This is a genomic window from Dolichospermum sp. LEGE 00246 (assembly GCF_015207865.1).
GTDB classification, from domain to species: domain Bacteria; phylum Cyanobacteriota; class Cyanobacteriia; order Cyanobacteriales; family Nostocaceae; genus Dolichospermum; species Dolichospermum heterosporum.
In genome coordinates this window covers 1-23,843 of sequence record NZ_JADEWA010000030.1, presented here as the reverse complement: position 1 = coordinate 23,843, position 23,843 = coordinate 1, and the positions used below count along the sequence as shown (strand labels likewise).

Annotated in this window: 14 protein-coding genes; 11 read left to right on the top strand and 3 right to left on the bottom strand. The window is 41.1% G+C overall.

Going from position 1 to position 23,843, the window contains the following annotated elements; genetic code table 11:
* The first annotated feature begins 239 nt into the window (after positions 1-239).
* From IQ228_RS03710 to IQ228_RS03665, 10 genes are all read left to right on the top strand, one after another.
* The gene (locus IQ228_RS03710; protein WP_193962191.1) at positions 240-5,570 is read left to right on the top strand and encodes a chemotaxis protein CheB; all 5,331 of its coding nucleotides are present in this window, start codon (positions 240-242) and stop codon (positions 5,568-5,570) included.
* 230 nt (positions 5,571-5,800) lie between these two features.
* Positions 5,801-7,075 carry a diguanylate cyclase gene (locus IQ228_RS03705; RefSeq protein ID WP_193962190.1) on the top strand — a complete coding sequence of 425 codons (1,275 nt, stop codon included), beginning with the start codon at positions 5,801-5,803 and terminating at the stop codon, positions 7,073-7,075.
* A gap of 100 nt (positions 7,076-7,175) precedes the next feature.
* Entirely contained in the window at positions 7,176-8,465 is a 1,290-nt protein-coding gene (locus tag IQ228_RS03700) for a glucose-1-phosphate adenylyltransferase (protein ID WP_039201600.1), read from the top strand.
* 128 nt (positions 8,466-8,593) lie between these two features.
* On the top strand, positions 8,594-9,049 hold the full coding sequence (locus IQ228_RS03695) for an AAA family ATPase (protein WP_027401037.1): 456 nt from the start codon (positions 8,594-8,596) through the stop codon (positions 9,047-9,049).
* Positions 9,050-9,455: 406 nt separating this feature from the next.
* On the top strand, positions 9,456-10,433 hold the full coding sequence (locus IQ228_RS03690) for a DnaJ C-terminal domain-containing protein (protein WP_027401038.1): 978 nt from the start codon (positions 9,456-9,458) through the stop codon (positions 10,431-10,433).
* Between the two features lie 627 nt (positions 10,434-11,060).
* Positions 11,061-12,089 (top strand): hypothetical protein, encoded by a 1,029-nt coding sequence (locus tag IQ228_RS03685; protein WP_193962189.1) that lies wholly within the window; start codon positions 11,061-11,063, stop codon positions 12,087-12,089.
* 142 nt (positions 12,090-12,231) lie between these two features.
* Positions 12,232-13,401: a hypothetical protein gene (locus IQ228_RS03680; protein ID WP_193962188.1), complete on the top strand. Its 1,170-nt coding sequence runs from the start codon at positions 12,232-12,234 to the stop codon at positions 13,399-13,401.
* Between the two features lie 831 nt (positions 13,402-14,232).
* Positions 14,233-15,414: a DUF1565 domain-containing protein gene (locus tag IQ228_RS03675; RefSeq protein WP_193962187.1), complete on the top strand. Its 1,182-nt coding sequence runs from the start codon at positions 14,233-14,235 to the stop codon at positions 15,412-15,414.
* Between the two features lie 338 nt (positions 15,415-15,752).
* A complete protein-coding gene (locus IQ228_RS03670) occupies positions 15,753-16,406 on the top strand; it encodes a COP23 domain-containing protein (RefSeq protein ID WP_193962186.1) in 654 nt (217 codons plus the stop codon).
* 104 nt (positions 16,407-16,510) lie between these two features.
* The gene (locus IQ228_RS03665) at positions 16,511-17,185 is read left to right on the top strand and encodes a COP23 domain-containing protein (RefSeq protein ID WP_035081273.1); all 675 of its coding nucleotides are present in this window, start codon (positions 16,511-16,513) and stop codon (positions 17,183-17,185) included.
* Between the two features lie 667 nt (positions 17,186-17,852).
* On the opposite strand, the gene IQ228_RS03660 is transcribed toward IQ228_RS03665, so the two are convergent.
* From IQ228_RS03660 to mnmG, 3 genes are all read right to left on the bottom strand, one after another.
* The gene (locus tag IQ228_RS03660) at positions 17,853-19,517 is read right to left on the bottom strand and encodes an alpha/beta hydrolase (protein WP_193962185.1); all 1,665 of its coding nucleotides are present in this window, start codon (positions 19,515-19,517) and stop codon (positions 17,853-17,855) included.
* Positions 19,518-19,718: 201 nt separating this feature from the next.
* Positions 19,719-20,975, bottom strand: coding sequence for a hypothetical protein (locus IQ228_RS03655; RefSeq protein ID WP_193962184.1), 1,257 nt, complete (start codon positions 20,973-20,975; stop codon positions 19,719-19,721).
* A 284-nt stretch (positions 20,976-21,259) separates the two neighbouring features.
* Positions 21,260-23,167 (bottom strand): tRNA uridine-5-carboxymethylaminomethyl(34) synthesis enzyme MnmG, encoded by a 1,908-nt coding sequence (gene mnmG / locus IQ228_RS03650; RefSeq protein WP_193962183.1) that lies wholly within the window; start codon positions 23,165-23,167, stop codon positions 21,260-21,262.
* Between the two features lie 375 nt (positions 23,168-23,542).
* Here mnmG and IQ228_RS03645 point away from each other — a divergent pair.
* A partial coding sequence (locus IQ228_RS03645; RefSeq protein ID WP_193962182.1) for a DUF3800 domain-containing protein occupies positions 23,543-23,843 on the top strand: 301 nt, incomplete at its 3' end.

The window sequence follows — 23,843 nt, the reverse complement described above, 5'->3', positions numbered from 1 at the left end:
GGGTAGGGGAGGTAGGGGGGTAGGACAGGCAGGATGCCCGTCCCACAAAATTGGGTAATTTATCTTTTGGTGTTCCCTTAGAGACTTCCAATTAAAAAGATACCCAAAAATTTCTTGTGGTGCGGGCATCTTGCCTGCTAATCATCAAGGACAGGCAGGATGCCCGTCCCACAAAATTGGGTAATTTATCTTTTGCTGCTATACAATAGTTAGCAAATAAAATTAGGAGTTTATAAGTAGTGTCTGAAGAGACTAAGACCCATTGCTTTGTAGTTGGCATTGGAGCTTCTGCGGGAGGACTACGAGCATTAGAAGAATTCTTCGATAATATGCCCGCAGACAGTGGTGCTGCCTTCGTTGTAGTCCAACACTTGTCTCCAGACTTTAAAAGTTTAATGAAAGAACTGCTAGAACGGCGCACTCGCATGACAGTGAAGCGGGTACAAAGCGGAATGCAGATTGAACCGAATACAGTATATTTAATTACGCCTCAGAATAATTTAGTTGTTAATGATGGGATATTAGAGTTAATTCAGCAAAGCGAACCGCCGCGACAACAACCGAATTTCCCCATTGATATTTTTCTCGATTCTCTGTCAAGAGATCATGGTGAGCAAGCAATGGCTGTGATTCTCTCAGGCACGGGAAGTGATGGCACAAGGGGGATACAAAGCATTAGCGAGTCCGGTGGGTTAACCTTTGTCCAGTCACCAGGAACAGCAGAATTTGATGGGATGCCCCAAAGTGCGATCGCTACAGGTATTGTAGATCAAGTGCTACCACCAGCAGAAATGGCAAGGACGATTTATGAAATCATCCAAATGCAGCGCCAAGGAGCAAGTCCAGGGGAATCATTACTTCCAGAACTAGAATCAGAAAAACTCCGCGCCATTATTCAAATTCTTAATCAATATGAAAAGCTCGATTTTTCCTATTATAAACCCAGCACCCTCAGCCGCCGCATTTACCGCCGTTGTTCCCTGAGTGGGCATAATCTCTTAGATGAATATGTACAATATCTAACTACATCCAGTGAAGAACGGGCGCTGCTGCGTGATGATTTAATGATTGGGGTGACAAGGTTTTTCCGGGATTCTCAAGCCTGGGAATACTTAGATAAAGAAGTCTTACCCGAATTAATTAGCCCTTTGGAAAATGGTCAACAGTTGCGGGTATGGGTGACAGCTTGCGCTACCGGAGAAGAAGCCTATTCTATGGCGATTTTGATGGATGAAGTCATCAACCGCTTAGGTAAACAACTGAGTGTGAAAATTTTCGCCACAGATATAGATGCAGCCGCCTTAAGTAAAGCCGCCGAAGGGATTTATCCTGAAAGTATTAGTATTGATGTTTCTCGTAAACGCTTAGAAAAATATTTTACCTTCCGTAACCGGAATTTTCATGTGTCGCGGGCGTTGCGGGAAATGATTATTTTTGCTCCCCACAACTTGGCGAAAAATGCCGGATTCACGCGAATGCACCTGATTAGCTGCCGTAATGTCCTGATATATATGCAGCCAGTTTTGCAACAGCACGTGATGAGAATGCTGCATTTTTCCTTAATGCACAAGGGTATTTTGTTGTTGGGTGCAGCGGAAACACCAGGGGAATTAATTGAAGAATTTAGTCCCCTGTATGAGAAATTTAAAATTTATCAAAAGCGGCGAAATGTGCGTTTACCGATTCTGAATCAAAATTTAGAATATATAACTCCCGTCGTTGCTCGTCCTAGTCAAACCAGACGGGGGACGGTGCAATTTGATCCAGCTTTGGGTGCGGCTTTTAGTGCTTTTGTCCGCCGCCGACAATGTACCTGTTTGTTAGTTAATGATGATTTGGAACTGTTTCACGTCGTTACTGATATGGTACAGATTATGCAAGTCCCAGAAGGACAAATGACCAGAGCGATCGCCGATTTAGTCCCAACTACCCTAAAATTACCTATTAATACTGCCCTACATCGTGCCAAACGAGAACGAAAAACCGTTCTTTACGGTAATATTCACTTAAATCAGGGCAATAATATTCGTAGTGTCAATTTAGAAGTTACCTATCATACGGGAGATACCCGCATGACGGACTTCTTCATGTTAATTATTGAGAATGAAGAACGTCCTTCTCCACCCAATCGTCCTGAAGCTTTTCAGCAAGACGCGGAAGCAACCCAACGCATTCTTGATTTAGAATACGAATTACAGCAAACCAGAGAAAATCTCCAAGCCACAATTGAAGAATTAGAAACTACTAACGAAGAACAACAAGCCACTAATGAAGAACTCTTGGCTTCTAATGAAGAGTTGCAAAGTACCAATGAAGAACTACATTCCGTTAACGAAGAACTATATACAGTTAATACAGAATATCAAACAAAAATTCGTCAATTATTAGAATTATCCAACGACGTGGATAATTTGCTGCGAAGTAGTGAAATTGGCGTAATTTTCCTAGATAGAGAATTGCGAATTCGTAAATTTACTCCCGCAGCTACAACTGCTATTAACCTGTTAGAAACTGATGTCGAACGTCCGGTTCAGCATATTACCCATAATATGAATTGTCCCAATCTGCTGGAACTATTACAGCGGGTAGTGGAAACAGAACGCCCCATTGAACAAGAAGTAAGAATTAATAATACAGAAAATCATTTGTTGATGCGGTTATATCCATATCTCAGAGATGATGGACAAGCCGATGGTGTGGTCATTACTTTTGTAAATATTAATGAAATTAAGCAAGTTCAGGAAGCTCTACAACGTCGCACGGAGGAATTAGAAAAACTTTATAATACAAATCCTGTGGGGTTGGTACTTCATGACGAAGAATTCCGCTTTGTGCGAGTTAACGAAGCAATGGCGGAAATTAATGGTTTACCAGCCAATGCACATATTGGTAAAAAACTCCGAGAAGTATTACCAGATTTAGCCAATCGGGTTGAACCGATTTTAGATCAGGTATTAACAACAGGAAAACCAATTCGCAATATAGAGATTTCTGGGTTTACACCTTCACAACCAAATATCCAAAGACATTGGATTGGTAGTTATTATCCTGTTAATCAACTTGACGGCGGTAAGGCTGTCAGTTCGGTAGTTGTGGAAGTTACCGAACTCAAACAAGCACAAATGGCTTTGCTCCAAAGTGAAGAAAGATTACGGGCTTTAATGAACTCTAGCCAAACTATTTTATTTAGTTGTCAACCCAATAGAGATTATCGAGCTACCTTTATTAGTGATAACGTGCAGTTGATTCTTGGCTATTCTCCCGAAGTATTTTTAGATGAAACTGGATTTTGGTATGATTACATCCATCCTGAAGATAGAAATCGGGTGTTAGCAGGATTAAATAGGTTAGAGTTTGATAATACCTATTCCTTAGAATATCGGTTACGCTGCGCTGATGGTGACTATCGGTGGTTCTTTGCTCAGTTGCGGTTAATTAGAGATCAAGAAAATGAGCCGTTAGAGTGTGTAGGCTATTTAGTTGATATTAGCGATCGCAAAGCCGCCGAAAAGATTCTCGAACAACAGGTGCAGCGAGAACGACTATTAAAACAAATCACCGACGAAATTCGTCAAAGTCTCGAACCCCAAAAAATCTTTGAAACCTCCGCCAACCGCATTGGGGAAGCCTTTGGCGTAGATCGTTGTTTCCTGCATACTTACGAAATTGAGCCAACAGAGCATCTCCCAGTCGTCGCCGAATACTTGAGTGGTGATATCCCTTCTATTCAAGGAATATTAGGACCTATTGCTGGTAATCCCCAAATTCATCAACTCCTCCAACAAGACACAGCAATCATTATAGATGATGTATTTGCAGATCCATTGGTATCATCAAGTAGAGAAATTTCTCAACAAATTGGACTAAAATCAGTATTGGCAATTCGTACATCCTATCAAGGAAAAGCCAACGGACTGATTTGTTTACACCAATGTAATCATCAACGCCATTGGATTACTGAAGATGTTGCCCTTTTAGAAGCTGTAGCTGCTCAAGTGGGAATTGCGATCGCTCATGCTAAACTTCTACAACAGGCTGAACAGCGACAAATAGAACTTGCTCAACAAAACTTAGCCCTAGAAGCAGCCACCGAAAAAGCTCAAGCCGCCAGTCGCACCAAGAGTGAATTTCTCGCCAACATGAGCCATGAAATTCGCACGCCCATGAATGCTATTTTAGGATTCTCCGAACTATTACAAACTCTTGTCAGTGACGACTTAGCCCAAAGTTATCTCCAAGCCATTCAAACCAATGGTCGGACTTTGCTTACCTTAATTAATGATATCCTAGATTTGTCCAAAGTTGAAGCTGGGAAACTCAAACTCAACTATGAATCTGTGAATCTTCCCTCACTTCTGCAAGACATTCAACAAATGTTCTTACAAAGAGCGCAGGAAAAAGGATTATTTTTAAATCTCCACGTTGATGAATCCATTCCCGTCGAAATATATATTGATGAAGTCCGGTTGCGGCAGATTCTCGTGAATGTCGTCGGTAATGCAATTAAATTTACCGAAAAAGGTGGGATTACCATCCGTGTCCATAGCCGCATTAACCCTAATATTCAGAATAACGCCCATTTAGAAATTTCTGTTGCTGACACAGGAATTGGGATTTCTCCCCGTGATCAAATTTTGATTTTTGATGCTTTTCGTCAAAGTCAAGGACAAAGTAATCGCAAGTACGGCGGAACCGGGCTAGGATTAACTATTAGCCGCCGTCTAACGCAAATGATGGGTGGTACAGTTGAGGTAACAAGTGAGTTGGAACAGGGTAGCACCTTCACCTTAATATTTCCCGAAATTACAGTCACTCAAACCACAGCAATTTCACCCTCATTAACCCCACAAAATCATGATTTAAGTCAATTTCTGGCTCTGAAAATTCTCATTGTTGATGACGTACAATCTAACCGAGATTTGCTCTTCGCCTATTTTAATGCTACTGCTCACCAAATTATCATGGCAGACAATGGGGCGATCGCTCTTAAATTAGCCATTAAGCATCATCCTGACCTGATATTACTAGATTTGGTCATGCCGCAAATGGATGGAATCACCGTTTTGCAAACCCTGAAGCAAAATCCCTCAACAGCGGATATTTGTGTAATTATCGTCACAGCTTCCATTCAAGAGCAAGACTTTGAAGAATTACAACCCTTAGCCCAAGGATTTCTCCGCAAACCAGTTAGTCGTCAGGATCTTTTTAGTGAGTTACAACGTTTATTTCCCTCCCAGTTATCAGTAGAGTTAAAATCTACTTCCCAGACACAAACCATCATTTCCCCAATGTCGCCCCAAGCCTTAGAAAATTTACCAGAACTGATAGAATTGTTACAACAGGAAGAAGCATCTGTCTGGAAAACCTTACATCAAACCCTCCTAATTGACCAACTACGAGCTTTTGCGCTGCGATTACAAAATTGGGGAGAACAGTATAAATGTCCTGATTTGATAGAATACGCTAATACGCTAAAAACCCAAATTGATACCTTTGATTTGGCTCATTTGGCTGACACCGCTGCTAATTTCCCACAAATTAGCAAAAAGTTACAAAAATTGCTACCATAGAACATTATTATAAACTCTACAAATATACAGCAGGAGTCAGGAGTCAGAAGGAAGAATTATCAGGAGATAAGAATAGCCTCGAATCTGAAAAGTGATAGGTTTTTAATGGTTTCCATGCTAATTCCTTGCACCTAATTCACTTTTTCAAACCGAAAATTTCCCAAAACCTCTTTTGGATTTTCTGTTCCCTGTTCCCTGTTCCCTGTTCCCTATTCCCTGTTATATAAATAATGGAAAAAATTGCTTTTAATCCCCAAGATTGTACAATATTAATTGTTGATGACCTGATTCAAAATATTCAAGTTTTAGGAAGAACCCTAGAAACACAAGGTTATTCTATTACCTATGCTTTAAGTGGAAAAGAAGCTCTCCAACGTCTTCAAGCAATTCAACCAGATTTAATTTTATTAGATTTATTGATGCCAGAAATGAGTGGCTTGGAAGTTTGCGAACAAATTAAGAAAAATCCAGATTATCATCATATACCAATTCTATTTCTGACTGCTAGTCACGAAGAAGAACATTTATTAGAAGCCTTTGAAAAGGGCGCGGCTGACTATGTAACCAAGCCTTTTCGATCTACAGAATTATTAGCCCGTGTGCAGACACATATTCAACTAAAACGCCAAACTAGACAGTTACAACAAAGTGAAAATAAACTCAATACCATCGTTACTCATATCAAAGATGGAATTTTAATTGTTGATGAAGCAGGAGTTGTAAAATTTGCTAATCCGGCTGCGGCGCAAATGTTTGATAGACCATTATCCGATTTAATTAATCGTGAATTGGGACTACCAATTGTAGTAGGAAAAGTTGCAGAACTTGATATTATTCGTTCTCGGGGAATTCTCGGACGGGCAGAAATTACCGTTGGGAAAACTGAATGGTTAGATCAAAAAGTCTCAATTGTTTCTATGAGAGATGTAAGTGAACGCAATCAAATTGAGAATAAATTAAGAATTGCTTTAAACAAACAGAAAATATTAAGTCAGAAATTGAAAAAAATAGTAAATACTGATCTCTTAACTGGAATTGCCAATAGACGCAACATTTTAGCAATTTTGAAAAAAGAATTTCAACGAACTCAATCTTACAAAGAACCTTTTTCACTTTTAGTAGTTGATATTGATCACTTGAAATTTGTTAATGATTCCTATGGATATCTCATTGGTGATCAAGTATTAAAAGAAATATCTCAACTGTTAGTTAAGTGGTTACGCAATGAAGATACAGTAGGGCGTTGGGGAGGTGAGGAATTTATGATCATTTTACCAGCGACAACCTTACAAAAAGCGATGGAAATAGCTGAACATCTATGTGAACAAATTCGTAATTTAGAGATAGATACTACCTTTCAACCCATGAAAATTACTATCAGTATTGGCGTAACTGTCTATCAAGCTGATGATAAAACCGACACAGTGATACTAAAACGTGCTGATGATGCTCTTTGTCAAGCTAAAGAGTCTGGACGCGATCGCGCGATCGCCATTTCTGGGTAAAGAAAAAATTCATCCCTAAGATTCTTTGATCCCCCTTTATTAGTTGTTACATACAGTCCTAAACTGTAGATGAGAGTGAAAGGCAGTTGGGAGAAATTTTGTGAAAAAAGTTTTAGCAATTATTCTGGGTGGGGGTGCAGGTACCCGGCTTTATCCGTTAACTAAACTCCGCGCCAAACCAGCAGTACCAGTAGCAGGGAAATATCGTCTAATAGATATACCTGTTAGCAACTGCATCAATTCCGAAATATTCAAAATCTACGTCCTGACTCAATTTAACTCAGCCTCTCTGAATCGTCACATCGCCCGTGCTTACAACTTCAGTGGGTTTAGCGATGGGTTTGTGGAAGTGTTAGCAGCACAACAAACCCCAGAAAACCCCAACTGGTTCCAAGGTACGGCTGATGCTGTGCGTCAGTACATCTGGATGTTACAAGAGTGGGATGTAGAAGAATTTCTGATTCTTTCCGGTGATCACCTTTACCGCATGGATTACCGACAATTTATCCAGCGTCACAGAGATACCAATGCTGATATTACACTTTCTGTAATTCCTATGGATGATCGTCGCGCCTCAGACTTTGGCTTGATGAAAATTAATGATTCAGGTAGGGTAATTGACTTTAGCGAAAAACCCAAAGGTGAAGCTTTAGCACAAATGCGTGTTGATACCACCATCTTGGGGTTGACAAAGGAACAAGCTGCATTACAGCCATATATCGCCTCAATGGGGATTTATGTCTTTAAAAAAGATGTTTTGATTAAGTTGCTAAAAGAATCTTTAGAACGGACTGATTTCGGTAAGGAAATTATTCCTGATGCAGCGAAGGATCACAATGTCCAAGCTTTCTTATTTGACGACTATTGGGAAGACATTGGGACAATTGAATCTTTTTATGAGGCTAATTTAGCCCTGACTAAGCAACCCCTACCTCCTTTTAGTTTCTATGATGAAGCAGCACCAATTTATACTCGCGCTCGTTACTTACCCCCCTCTAAACTGTTGAATTGCCAAATTACAGAATCCATGATTGGCGATGGTTGTATTTTGAAAGATTGTCGGATTCAACATTCAGTTTTGGGAGTGCGATCGCGGATAGAATCAGGATCGGTAATCGAAGAAACCCTGATCATGGGTGCTGACTATTACCAACCATCTGTAGAAAGACAATGCAGTTTAGAACAAGATGATGTTCCCGTCGGTATTGGTACAGACACCATTATTCGCCGTGCCATTATTGATAAAAATGCCCGCATTGGTCACAATGTGAAAATTATCAATAAAGACAACATCCAAGAAGCCGAACGAGAAAAGCAAGGCTTCTATATCCGTAGCGGCATTGTTGTTGTTCTCAAGGGTGCTTTAATTCCTGATGGTACAATCATTTAGTTAGTAGTGATTGGTAATTGGTAATTGGTAATTGGTAATTGGTAATTGGTAATTGGTAATTGGTAATTGGATGATTTATCTTTCTTGTCCCCTGTCCCCTGTTCCCTGTTCCCTGTTCCCTATTCCCTATGACTAAATTAATTTTGCTAATTGGTCTTCCTGGTAGTGGTAAATCAACCTTAGCAAAACAATTATTGACAGAATGCCCTCAGATGCAGCTAATTTCCACAGATGCTATCCGGGGGCAGCTTTTTGGCTCAGAAGCAATTCAAGGACCCTGGCTGCTAATTTGGCGCGAACTGGAACAGCAATTACAGCAAGCCATAACCGCAGATCAAGAAGTGATTTTCGATGCTACCAACGCCCAAAGGAAAAGTCGTCGGGAAGTAATTACTCTCGCCCGTGATTGTGGCTTTAGTTATATCATGGGGGTCTGGGTAAAAACTCCAGTTTGGTTATGTTTGTCCCGAAATCAAAGACGGATTCGCCAAGTTCCCCAAGATATAATTCTCCGAATGCACCGTCAACTCCAGGATGCTCCCCCCAGTGTAGAAGAAGGAATAGATGAGCTTATATTCTTTTAATCATAGCAGACCTGAGTTTGGTGTTAGGAGTTTCTCCTTCGGAGACGCTACGCGAACGGAGTTATGATTTTTTCAACGAGATCATCAGGGTTTGAGACTCATACTTGGGGCAGTTTTCCACAAATTATCTTATGTCGAACTCAGGTATAGCAGAAGTACGGGAATTGCGATCGCGCATTCAGCAAGAACCACACTTGATCATAGGAATGATTTGTTAGTCTAATGTCAGGGTCTTTTTATCTGAGATGAGACCAAATAAAAGTTAGAAAAACATCACGTAAACGGCGTTGCTGAATCGAGGTATGAAATTTCCAAATTGAACCTTTAAAAATCTTACCTTTGCGTGAGACTAAAATTCATACCCTTAATCAGCAACGCCACGTAAACTTATACAGGAGGCTAGTAGATGGCTGCAACCGACTTTAAAGACTATTATGCAATGTTAGGAATTAGTAAAACCGCCACTTCAGAAGAAATTAAACAAGCTTTTCGCAAACTAGCCCGTAAATTTCATCCTGATGTTAACCCCAATAACAAACAGGCTGAAGCCAAATTTAAAGAAGTTAATGAAGCCTACGAAGTATTATCAGACCCAGATAAACGCAAAAAATACGATCAATTTGGTCAATATTGGAAACAAGCCGGTCAAGGTTTTCCCGGTGGTGGTCCTGGGGATATGGGCGGAGTTGATTTTGGTCAATACGGCAGTTTTAATGACTTCTTAAACGAATTATTTGGTGGTGCAGGTCCTCGCAGCGGACGACAAAGTTACTCTTATCGGACTCCTCCCGGTAAACCAGGTAGCGGTTTTAACGATTTTGGTTTTCCAGATAGCGGTATTGGCGGCACACAAGATACAGAAGCTGTAATTATTTTAACTTTTGCAGAAGCATTTTCCGGTGTTCAAAAACGCTTTAGTTTAGGAAACGAAACTATTGATGTGCGTATTCCTGGTGGTGCTAAAACTGGGACTCGTCTACGGTTGAAAGGAAAAGGCCAAATTAACCCCATGAGTCAACAACGGGGAGATTTATACTTAAAGGTAGAATTACAACCCCATACTTTTTTCCAAATAGAAGGGGACAATCTGGTTTGCGAAGTCTTAATTACCCCTGATGAAGCCACATTAGGTGCAGCGATAGATGTACCCACACCCGATGGTCATGTCAGTGTTAAGCTACCTGCGGGAGTTCGTTCTGGTCAATCTCTGCGCTTACGTGGTAAAGGTTGGCCTATAGCTAAAGGTGGACGTGGTGATCAATTTGTCAAAGTAGCGATCGCTCCCCCCAAAGACCTCACCCCGCAAGAACGAGAATGTTATGAAAAAATTCGGGCTATCCGCACTTACAACCCCCGTAGTCATTTAGCACAAGTTAAATTGTAAGAACTATTGAGAGTATTTCCTGAAAAAACAATCCAGAACTGCTATTTTGTCAAATCCCACGCTGTAGTATCTTGCTACAGCCTAATATTAACTTATATATATTGAAAGACTCGTAGTTAATTTAAAGAAAATATTTACTTGTGTAAAGCTTGCATTTAAAGTTACATCTCCTGTAGAATAAAAAGTGTGGTCGAGTCCTTTGTAGATATATATACAAAATAGTTAGTATTTTGTCTGAATATTAAGTACCTGGGCGGAGGAAAATCAAAATATATTTCGTTTTTTGAAATGACTAAAACTCAACGATAATAACCCATCGAGGTGAATTTACATATCGTTACACATTTTGGTTATACTCAAAACGGCTAGAAGCTGGACTTTTTTATCATACAAAGAACCAGTTCAAAACCTCTCCAGTATTAAATATTATTCCTTTTCCCTCTCCTCTTAGGAGAAGGCTAGGGAGAGGTACGGAGAGGGGTTTCGTATTTGGTTAAACTATGAACCGTTCGCAGTATATTTCACATCCACCTACTTAATTCAGTCAAATTCAAAAACTATCTTGTATAGCTGTATACAGGGGCATAGATTGTTACCACTGCATAACATCTTGTGAGGAGTGATATTTTGAAGATAAAAAAGCATTCTCTTATACTAATTAATCACTACAAACGGTTTTACTACTTGGGTTTATTGCTAACCCTACCAAGTTTGCTGATTACTACCATCATTTCAGTTAATTCCGCATCTGCGGCAGATGACATAGTAACTGAAAATCAGCCCAGTGAATTAATCACAGATAAAGTAGTCACAGCCGCACAATTAGAACCAAAGGTTGAATCTATTTCTGAGCAACAACAACTAATTGCACAAACAGCGGACAGCAATCCGGATGATATTAATAAAATCCGCCAAGAGCTACTAGTTGAACCCCTGATCAAAGTCAAGATAGTAGCACCTAAGCCAACCTATCCACCTGGACTCAGTTTTGCTGCACCCAGTGCCTTCGGAGCTAACATGGGTGATGCGTTTGTGGGAGCATCAGCAGCAACCGCTGGTAATAGAGGTAACTCTATAAACGACATAGACGCAAGTACCAGCATTGGTTTTGGTTTAGGGAATTCCCAGAAACTAGTTGGTCTAGAATTATCCTTCAACAACGGTAGTGTCAAAAACTTTGGCTCTAATGGCACCTTTGACTTAAAAGCTCACCGCATTGTCTACGCTAAAGGAACCAATCAAGTTGGTGTAGCTGCTGGCTGGAAAGCCTTTGCCCAGTATGAGACTAATGCCAGTGAGGAAGAGACCAGACCTTCCAGCGTCTATGGTGTGGTAACAACTTACTCTCTTTTAAAGCCTAATGATGCTGTGAATAAAATGCCCGTCTCATTCTCCCTCGGTGTTGGAGGTGGTGACTTTAGGCAAGGTAACGCCAGTACTGGTGTATTTGCCGGAGCAGGTGTGCAAGTTCATCCCCAAATCGGTGTGGGCTTCGGCTGGAGTGGAGTTGGCTTAAACCTTGGTGCTTCTTTCGTGCCTGTACCTACGTTACCCTTAACAATTACACTCCAAGGTGCGGATCTCACAGACAACAGTGTAGGCGGCACAACATTTGCGCTAAGTATAGGTTATGGTTTCAATTTCTTGCCTAAATAGGGCTTGCTGATAGAGTAGCGTGGCGATAAACCTGAAACCCTTGTATATAAAAATTTCAAGGGATATTAGAGCCAAAAAATATCCAGGGAATCAGTGACTATAGCATCAATTGTCAAACAGTTCCATATTTTAGATAATCATCATGTTGAAAACCAGAAATCTCATTTTTGCCCTCAGCTTGAGTCCCCTGCTGTTATTTGCTTGGCAGTTACCAAGCCAAGCCCAGAGTTTCAGTCCCAGTAAAGGTTCAGCCGGTGTTGATGCTGGCGCTGCTACTGGTGCTTCACAAACTAGTGGGTTTGCCGTACCAACAACAACGACAACAACACCAACAACAACAACGATAGGAGGAACAACAACACCGGCAGTAACAGCAACAACAGCAACAGGAATTTCTATCACCATTCCTATCATAGCTGGTGTTTCCCCCACCATTACAACTGGTGTTTCCACAGCAGGTACTCTGTCGGCGGTTAGTACCACTGGTGGCACAACTACAGGAGGAGGTGACACAACTACGGCATCATCTACAATTGCCGTTTCACCAACAACCGTAGAACCAACTTCACCTGGTATAACTGTAACAACCGGTGCAACAGCAAACACTATTGTGATCTCTCTTTCTCCGCAAGTTCAGGTTACCGTGAATCAGTTGGCTGCTGCTATTGTTCAGGCTCTTAGTCCAACAGGCGGTACAACAGGCGGTACAACAGGTGGTACAACAGGTGGTACAACAGGCGGTACAACAGGCGGGGATGGTACAACAAGTGGTACAACAGGCGGTACAACAGGCGGGGATGGTACAACAGGTGGTACAACGGGCGGTACAACAGGCGGGGATGGTACAACAGGCGGTACAACAGGTGGTACAACAGGTGGTACAACAGGCGGGGATGGTGGTACAGAATCCGTTGCTTCACTAGTCACAGGCGGTGCTGGGTCACAACAGGCTGCGGTAGCTCTGACAAACAGCCTCACCGCTGCGGGTATTTCCCCACAATTAGCGACAGCACTAGTCTCATCTCTCACAGGTTTGTTTGGTTCAACTAACGCTTCCTTACCAAATCAGCCCCTAGCCCAAGTAACATCAGGACAGCTAGTAGCAGGAACCAAAGCTCTCAAACCTGTTTATGTCATTGCTCAAGGCGGTGCTGGGCTAAGTGTAAATATCAATAAGCTGAATGATGCTATTGTTGCCTACAACGGGATTATCCTCAACAGTGAACCAAAAGCTCTCAAGAATCTCTCTCGAAATACAGGTTTCGTCGGTATTGGTGGCATACTCAAACAATTGAGAACTGCGATCAAATAGCCGTCGCTCATAGGTGTCAACTTAAGCTCAAATCCCTACCACATCTCGTTCCTAGTCTCTGACTAGGAATGCAGTTAATGAGGCTCTGCCTCTAATATTATTAAAGGCAGAGCCTTCTAGAATTCATTCCCAGTCAGAGACTGGAAGATGACTTGAGTTCTTTGCGGGATAGAGGTTTTACGTTAAGTTGACACCAATGGCTATCGCTCAACCCATAGGTGTCAACTTAAGCTCAAATCCCTACCACATCTCGTTCCTAGTCTCTGACTAGGAATGCAGTTAATGAGGCTCTGCCTCTAATATTATTGAAGGCAGAGCCTTCTAGAATTCATTCCCAGTCAGAGACTGGGAATAAGATGACTTGAGTTCTTTGCGGGATAGAGGTTTTACGTTAAGTTAACACCAATGGCTGTCGCTCAACCCAACCTTGTAAGTAATTAGACAAAAATATTTACAGTCATTGCGAGCGAAGGGAAGCAATCACAACCCTTGCAATTGCTTCATTCCACTTCATTCCATATGGCTAACGCCACGCTGCGCTAACACAATGACATTGTGTAATTAATTCTGTCTCACTACTTATCTTAGAGGTATGTTAGAAGAAGTGGTAGACTGTCCCAACCTGCTAGATTTTTTTTTCGTTTCATAAGCATTTCCTGAGTTGCTCAAACCGGGGATTTTGGGATTATCAACGGAATGACGGGGATTTTAGCAACTAATCCAGATCAGGTGTATATAAGTAATATATATGTATAACTTTGAGATTATCCTAGTATTTATGGTTTAATTTGTAATAGGTAAGCATATACTCATCAAATCAAGGAGTTATTTATGAGTAATCGGTTCAAATCAAAAACCTCTTGGTTCGTGACGACATTAGCCATATCTAGTTCCCTAATTGTCACATTCCCACTACAAGCCGAATTGCCTCCCGTTGCCCAAGTAATTTATGTTGACCCTGTTAACGGTTTAAATGCTGCCGAAGCTGGAACATCAGCAAACCCCTATAAAACCATTACTTCTGCCCTCAGTCAAGCCAAACCGGGTACAGTTATTCAATTAGCTCCTGGTAATTATAGCAACGAATCATTCCCCATATTACTCAAACCAGGCGTAACATTACGGGGTGATGAATCCAGCAGGGGTGAGAGAGTAGTTATTTCCGGTGGTGGTGATTATATCAGTCGCATTTTTGCTAAACAGAATATTACTATCCTGACAAATCAAGATACCACAATCGAAGGTGTAACCGTCACCAACACCAATCAAAGGGGTACAGGTGTATGGATAGAATCAACTAATCCAACGATCAAAAACAGTACCTTTATTAACAATGCTAGAGACGGAGTTTTTGTTACAGGTACAGGAAATCCTAAAATTGAAAATAACAGATTTGTACAAAATAGCGCCAACGGGATTTCCCTAACCAAATCAAGCCAGGGAGAAGTTCGTAATAATTTATTTCAGAATAACGGCTTTGGTTTAGCCATTGGTAATACTTCCGCGCCCTTACTAACAGAAAATCAAATCATTGAAAACAAAGATGGTATAGTGATTTCCGAATCCGCTAAACCTTCAGTGCGTAAAAATACAATTCAGAACAACACTCGGGATGGTGTTGTTCTCATTCATGATGCTTTACCTGATTTGGGGACTAGTAATAACCCAGGTGGCAATGTTATTGCTAATAATGGTCGTTATAACTTCAACAATGCTACGAAAAACAACACCATGTTTGATGTCGCAACGCCAGAAACACCAGATTCTTCCCAAAACGCTGATTTATCAGCCGATGATCCTAACATAGCACTGCTAAAAAAATGGGAACTAACACCTATAGCCTGTAACCCTGGTAGCGAAATCGTCACCATCATCATGAGTAGCAGACGATACTGCATTACGCCCCATCCTGACTTAACAGCTAAACGTTATCAATATAATCAGGCTACTGGTAACCTCAAAGCTTTAGCAGATTCCCCTAAATCTACATCTCGGAGAAAAGGGGGTTTATAGAGACATCCGGTAAGCGGGTTAGGGAGAGGTTTACCAGAGGGGTCTAATATTGGTTAAACCATGAACCGTTTTCAGTATACACAAACAAAATATCTCTCAAACCCTAATTTCTCCGTGACCTCTGTGCCTCTGTGGTTCGTGCGTAAATCAGATCCAGAACAGCCTAAGTAATTGGACACAGTCATTGCGAGCGAAGGGAAGCAATCACAACCCTTGCAATCGCTTCATTTCACTTCGTTTCATATGGCTAACACCATGCTGCGCTAACGCAATAACATTGTGTAATTAATTCTGTCTCACTACTTATCTCCTCCCATTTTTAACATTTAAGAAGTCTTATGAAACATCAATTGAAAACAGCGATGATAGCGGCAACTTTAGCCCTCTCCAGCATTTTTGCCATGGGGTCTACAGTTCAAGCTTTCCCAAAAGTAGATAATAGTGTTAATTCAGATGTAGATCCGTCGGAGGAATCCTATACAGGAACTCAATTCACCTGTGTACCTGACGGAAATGGTAACGTAGCCACCGTTGGTCAGCGACCTGGTGGAGAACCAATCCCTGTGATTATCTGGACTTCAGATAGTTCCAAGTATTTTGGCAAGAAAGTTAGTCCTCAAAGCCGTTGCCAAATCGTGACAGAAAGATTTAATCAGGCTGTAGATGAAAGTGGTGGTAGTCTCAAAGATGTTGTGTTGATGAACGGTCAAGTCGGAAGTAAAACCGTCATTTGCGTAGTTTCTATTAATGACACTGGTTGTGATGGCAATAATACTCTGTTTACCTTCAACCCCAAGAATGCCAAGAAGGCAGACCAAATTCTTGCCCAAATCGTGCAAATCAGTCGTGAGGGTTCTAGTGCCGGCGTAATTCGGGAAACAAAAGGTCGTGTCCAGGTGAAATTGAAGGATTTGCTAACCATGAATGCCAATCACCCACTCCGGCAAACCAGAAGAAACCCTCCTACTCAAAATAACCCCGGTGGTTTGTAATTATCAACATCCTGCTAATAAAGTCTAGAGAAAACTAGACATTTACTTCAGTCAGGAACTGGAAAAGTCTCATTTCTTCTTCTTTTTAACATTTAGGGAGTCTTATGAAATATCAATTAAAAACAGCGATTGTAGTTGCCACTTTAGCCATATCTAGCATTGTTGGTTTGGGAGATCCGGTTCAAGCCTTACCACCGGTGGATAATACAATTGATAATAGTAACAGTAGTGCGATGCCAGACGTAGACCCATCGGAGGTAGCCAACACTGGGACTAAATTTACCTGCGTCCCCCAGGGTGATGGTAGCGTGGCTACAGTTGGTCAGCGACCCGGTGGTCAGCCAATCCCTGTCATTATCTGGACTTCAGCAGCTTCAAAGTATTTTGGTGAGAAATTTACTCCCCAAGGTCGTTGCCAAATCGTGACACCGAAATTAAATCAAGCTGTAGCTGAAAGTGGTGGTAGCCTCAAGGATGTTGTGTTGATGACCGGTCGAGTTAACAATAAAACTGTCATTTGCGTAGTTTCAGCAAATGACACTGGTTGCAATGGACGCAATACTCTGTTTACGCTGAAACCAGAAAATGCCAAGAAGGCAGACCAAGTTCTTGCCCAAATCATGCAAATCAGTCGTGAAGGTTCTAGTGCGGGTTCCGTTCGTGAGACAGAAGCTCGTGTCCAGATCAAATTAGAAGATGTGTTAACAAGCAACCGCAATCTCTCTGTTCAGCAACCGACAAAGACACCTGCCGTTCAAGATAACTCCCGTGGTTTGTAATTATTAACTCAAGTTGCTAGTAAGTAATTGGACAAAAATATTTACAGTCATTGCGAGGGAAGGGAAGCAATCGCCAGGGTTGTGATTGCTTCATTTCACTTCGTTCCATATGGCTAACGCCACGCTGCGCTAACGCAATGACATTGTGTAATTAATTTTGTCTCACTACTTATAGGCTTTTGGAGGATTTAGAATGGTTGGTTTATTTACGCCTTTTGTACTAGTGAAGAAACTCATCATATTTCAAGCTTAAATTAGTCTTGGATTGAATATTCTCTCTTGAGAAGGATTCTGAAAATATAAAGAATCTATAGGATGGATTATATATTTTACCCTGAGTGAAGTTGGGCTTGGTTTACCCTCCAAGCCTTTTTATTTATTTGCTCGTCCTTCAACCTAATAAGTAATTGGACAAAAATATTTACAGTCATTGCGAGGGAAGGGAAGCAATCACAACCCTGGCGATTGCTTCATTTCACTTCGCTCCATATGGCTAACGCCACGTAACGCTTACGCAATGACATTGTGTAATTAATTCTGTCTCACTAAGTAGGTGAACACAATAAAACCAAACTGTATAAAGAAACGTAAAATCGCTGAAAACTTCTTTACTCTTGCCTCTTCCCTTTCTATAACGACAATTTTCAACGCCAACCTACTTACTTATTTATTTATTGGCTGTCATACCTGGACTTTGTGCTTCTTGTATCATCTCAGGAGAAAGTTCTCGCACTGTGCGAAAGGGAAATAGACGAGTTGAGGAAATTTGAGCGTAGTCGGCGGTCAGAAAAGGAGCATATTGACTAGCTTCAGGAGTTAACTGTGCTGCCATTGCTAGGGTAATACCTTTGAGAAACTTCCGCACATCTTTAGATTGTTCTCCAACTACTTCTTTGTTCAAGATAGGTGTATTTGATTTCCCCATTTGATATGGGGTCAGACTAGGATCTATGATGCTCAAATGAGAAGCACCAACCACACCCACCAACCACTTTGGGGCAGGAATTTTCGCAAAACCCATAACTTGTTCAGTTAACGGAGGGGTAATTTTATCTGCGGAACTAGAGAGGATTAATGTGGGAATTTGTACTTTTGTTAACCCAGTTTCCCCAAACATTAAAGAGGTGGTAGGATTAAGAGCGATCGCCTGTTTAATTCTCGCATCTCGCAATTGATAGGTTTTTTCTGGTAATGCTTGAGCCACACATTGAAGAGTTTCACCCAAGTTAGCATTAGCTAAGTTTTGCTGACAGCGTTGTTTGAGGGTTTCGATTTGTAATTCGCCCCCAGCTAATGCTAAAGCCGTTCCCCCACCAAAGGAATAACCTACAACCATCACATTGTTAGTTGCTAATTTTCCCCGTAAAGGACTATTAGCAGTTTGGTTAACTTTTTCCAATTCATCAACAATAAAACTAACATCTTTGGGACGGTCTAAAAATTCTTGGGGTTCAACAAGTTGTTTTCTACCTTTACTGACTGCCTTAAAAGTAGTTTCATTACTACCAGGATGTTCCAAAGCACCAACAACATAACCATGAGAAGCCAAATGTTCGGCTAAATAACGCAAGTCAGTCCGCACCGAACCCCAACCATGAGACAAGACAATTACAGGTTTATTTACACTAGCAGCAGTAGAGAAATAAACATCCAGGGGAATTTGTCGTTGACGCTTTTGGTCATTGAAACTTAACTTGAGTGTCTGTACCTGTGCGCTTCCTGCTTGAGTAGGATCTAGAGAAGAGGCAACTTTGATATCTTTGGGGTTAACTTGGGGAGAAAGACCAAACATAAACCGCTGAGTGCGGACAAATGCACCATTTAAACTCCCCGCCACAGTTAAAGCCTGGGGTAAATTAATTTCTAGGCGTTTACTGGGATAGGCAGCAATAAAACTTAGTATAGATAAACCCTGTGGAGAATTAGCAGCTAAAACCAATCCCCCTTTCATAGCTTGTAATCCCGATTGATCTCGACGGGTAATAGCTGTAGAGACATCGCTGAGGATTGTAGTCCCAATTTGGGTATTGATTAATCTACCTAAAGTAGCAACATTTATGGGAATTCGGATTTTTAGTCCCTCTACCAAAAAACGACGTTGTTCTTCAGTCATTCTTTTGGTATAAGTTCCCAAACTATCTGGTAATTTGCCAGTTTCCGTAGATTTTTTTAACTCCTCCAAGGATACAGATTCCTCTATGGGTCCATAACGAATCACAACCGTATCTGCTGCGTGGACAGAAGAATTAATTCCAAAAAACGGTGTCAGCGCGACAACACAAAATGCCCCTGCAAATACCTTAAAATTCTTCCAGCTTTTCTCTGTGAACATCTTTATATTGCCCTATTATCAAATAACTATCTGGCGTTGCTGATTAAATGCCAACTATCTTAATATCAGTAAGCTTCTCAAACGGAAGTATAAAAAATAAGCGTGAAAGTTAGTGCCGTACTACGGTACTAAAAACTAAAGAAGCTAATTACACAGGCTTTTCAGAAGATATTGAATTTTTGTTTGACTCATGCAGTTGTATTAAAGTTTCTGTCCTGTGTAGATAGAGCGAACTTCACCGTTACGGCGAACAATAGCTTCTCCGTTACTGACTTCTACTAGTGTCCAACCTGTAGTACCGATATTTTCACCTATATTAATTCGGCGACTAATACCATCTACCTTAAACAAAGCCACAGATTTATTACCCAACTCCAATAGTCCCTCTAATTGGGCAATATAGCTAGGTGCTACAACCTGTTGTGGTATATCCTTAGTTTCTTTTATAGGTGCAGGGGGAACAACTGTTGGTAGTTGCGGTGGTGCGACTTTTAGTGATTGAGGATTAACGGCTGCTGGTTTGAGATTAACCTGTGTTGTTTTGGATATCGGCTTAATTGCTGGTTGTATAGTATTAATATTGGGAGAATTCTTAACTGTTAAAGATGAAGGTAAGGTAGGTGGTGCTGGGACTGCGGGAACAGTTGGTATTTGATATTTGGGTGCGGGAGACTGATAAACTGGAATATATATGCGCTCAACCACATTAGGAGTAGTTAAGCGATTATTAGCAAGTGGCATATTACTCGCTGCTATAGGTAGTGGTAGCGTTTCTGTTGGTTGGGTATTTGGTAAAGCTAAGGCAGTGGTTTGATTCAGATTAACAGTGGGAAATCCTGGTTTAGCAATTGTTTTACCATTGGTTGTCCCTTGCTGTTCTATCACAGTTAAGGCTTCCAACATATAATCTACTAAGTCTAACTGAGGATCTGTAGTTACAGATGCAGGTAATGGTGTCTGATGATTTGGTAAATTTTGGGAAGTTAATTGGGCATTTATTGTATTTAATAAACCAGACTCGGTTAAGTAGACCATTCCCAAAGTCCCCACAGTTAGGCTTAATCCCATAAATATCAGTTTACCTAAACCATTGGGTTGTTGTTCAGTAGTTGCGATTGCTCTGATAGATGGATGATTAACTACTAGGGTAGTGGTTTGGACGTTTTTAATCGGTGCAGTAGATTGTAATGGACGATTAAGTTTTGATGGCAAAACCACATCTGGCATTTGAAATGTCATGGTTTGTACGGGGACAGATTCGTTTCTGCCTCTATGATGATTTCGCTTGCTTCGACCATCAAGAATGTTGTCAATATCATGAAAAAGTTCGTCCATTAAGCTTTCAGCATAGGTTTCTATTGTCCAAGGCTCGTTATTGACGAAATCTATGGCTAAAGACATACTGGTGCTATCGGACGCTTCTGAAACAAATAAATCAGTGCTGGATTTGGGTAACATAAGCTTTTTCGGTTGTCATGTGTTAATTGTCAGTTGTCAGTTGTCTAAGAGGCAATACTGCTCGATTAAGCCTGAGAAGTAAACGTTCACGGATCACCTTTACAAGGGGGGAAACAATAAAAATCCAGTTCCCTCCCCTTCACAAGGGGAGGGTTAGGGAGGGGTAAAACATTTGATACAGCAATCATGACTTTTCAAACACCCTCTAAGAGAAGGAATAAGGAAGAAGAAAATTTTCCATACTAGAATAGTTCTCCTCCCTATTACCCATTACCCATTACCCATTACCTATTACCTATTACCGTCTTGTTTTTAGCTAGTTCTAAATATATCAAAAGAGCGTTGATATCGGCTGGGTTAACTCCGCCAATTCTTGCTGCTTGTCCAATGGTGAGGGGTTTAACTTTGTTGAGTTTTTCTCTGGATTCTTTAGATAAAGTCTCAATGGTTGAGTAGTCCAAATCACTAGATAGTTGGCGATTTGCTTGACGGGCAACTTGGTCAATTTGGTTTTGCTGTCTGGCTAAATAACCAGCGTATTTGATGTCAATTTCTGCTCCTTCTTTTTCGGCTTGTTTGAGGGCGGGGTTATGCAGTCCGTGGCGTTCTAAATCAAGATAATGAATACCTGAACGACGCAGTAAATCCGCCAGGGTAATAGAACCTCTAATTGCTTCTTGGGTATCGTGAGCGATCGCCTGTCCCACTGCCTCATTCTCTTTTATTCTAGTAACATGAAGGCGTTTTTTCTCCCCTGTAATTTGTTCTTGTTTTTGACTATACAAATCCCAACGTCGGTCATCAATTAAACCTATTTCCCGTCCTAACGGTGTCATGCGGATATCAGCATTGTCAGAACGCAGTAATAACCGATACTCTGACCGACTGGTGAGCATCCGATAAGGTTCGCGTAAATCCTTCGTACACAGGTCATCAATTAACGTGCCAATATAACTTTGTTCACGGGGGAAAATAATCATTTCCTCACCTTTAACAAACCGCGCTGCATTGATTCCCGCCACTATTCCTTGGGCAGCAGCTTCTTCATAACCAGTCGTCCCATTTACCTGTCCGGCACAAAATAACCCTGGGATTTTCTTGGTCATCAAGGTGGGAAAACACTGAGTTGCGGGCAAATAATCATACTCTACAGCATAAGCCGGACGCAACATCACACAATTTTCCAAACCAGTCAAACTCCGCAACATCAAAATTTGCAAAGTTTCGGGTAAACCAGTGGAAAAACCTTGAATATACAATTCAGGAATATCTCTTCCTTCCGGTTCAATAAAGATTTGGTGACTTTCCTTATCGGCAAAGCGGACAATCTTGTCTTCAATACTCGGACAATAGCGGGGTCCTTTTGCTTCCACCCAACCACCATACACCGGCGACAAGTGCAAATTTTCCCTAATTAACTGATGAGTTTCTTTGGTTGTCCGGGTCATGTGACAAGGCATTTGTTCCCGTTCTACCCACAATTGGGGGTCAAAACTGAACCACCGCACAGCTTCGTCTCCCGGTTGAATTTCCATTTGACTGTAATCAACGGAACGCTTATCAACCCGTGCTGGTGTCCCGGTTTTGAGTCTGCCGGTTTCAAATCCCAAACGATTGAGAGTTTGTGTTAACCCTTCTGCGGCAAACTCTCCCGCGCGTCCTGCGGCCATGGATTTATTCCCCACCCAAATTTTACCGCCCAAAAATGTCCCAGTGGTGAGAATGACGGCTTTGCAGTGAAAAGATACGCCAAAATAGGTTTCTAAACCAATAACTTCATTACTATCATTTAAGATTAAATCCGTTACCATGCCTTCCCGAATTGTCAAATTTTCCTGATTTTCGACAATTCCCTTCATTATCGCTGCATATTCCCGCTTATCAGTTTGCGCCCGTAATGCCCACACCGCTGGACCCCGTGAAGAGTTGAGGATGCGTTTTTGTAGGTATGTCCGGTCTGCCATTTTGCCAATTTCCCCACCCAAAGCATCTATTTCATGGGTTAATTGGGACTTAGCAGGACCACCCACTGCGGGGTTACAGGGTTGCCAAGCGATTTTATCTAAATTTAGGGTCAATAGCAGTGTTCGACAACCGAGGCGGGCAGTAGCAAGTGCTGCTTCGCAACCGGCGTGACCTGCACCGACGACAATCACATCATAAGCGTCTCGGAATTCAGCGGAATTGTGCATGGTCTTAGTTACAGAATAAGTCAGTTATGAATTATAGTCTGATTTTAGCGGATACAGGGGTTTATTGGAGTTTAATTGGTAGTAAAGAAGTAAGAAAAGGTACTAAAGATTTCAAGTAACAAAAGCTATTTATACTCAACACGGCTTAATTATTTGATTCTATAGGTAGGGGTTTAGCACTGCTAAACCCCTACAAATCCAGGTTTTTCGTAATTTGCCAAAAGTCCATATTTCAACCATGTTGAGTATAATTAATTTTACTGAGTTTATTGACAACATGACAAAATACTGTAGAATATTTTGATTAACTTCCTAGAATCTTCTACTGTCATCAAGTTGAGATAGTAGATATTTTGGTATTTTCTCAACAGTAATATGTTTCTATTTTATATTGATGAAAGTGGCACTAACGCAAAAGATAGTGGAACAAATTATTTTGTTCTAGCTAGTATTGCTATCTATGAAAAAAATTACTCAAAAAATTATGAAGAAATTTCCGCTCTCAAAAGAAGTATCTTTAAAACAAAAGAACCTGAAGATTGGGAGTTAAAAAGTAACGAACTTTGTAAAGGGAAGGAAATCTTTAAAGGATGGAACTTTGAAGCTCGTGTTCGTACATTTTTAACTGTATCAGAAACTTTGAATAAAATCCCATGCCATATATCTTCTATTATAG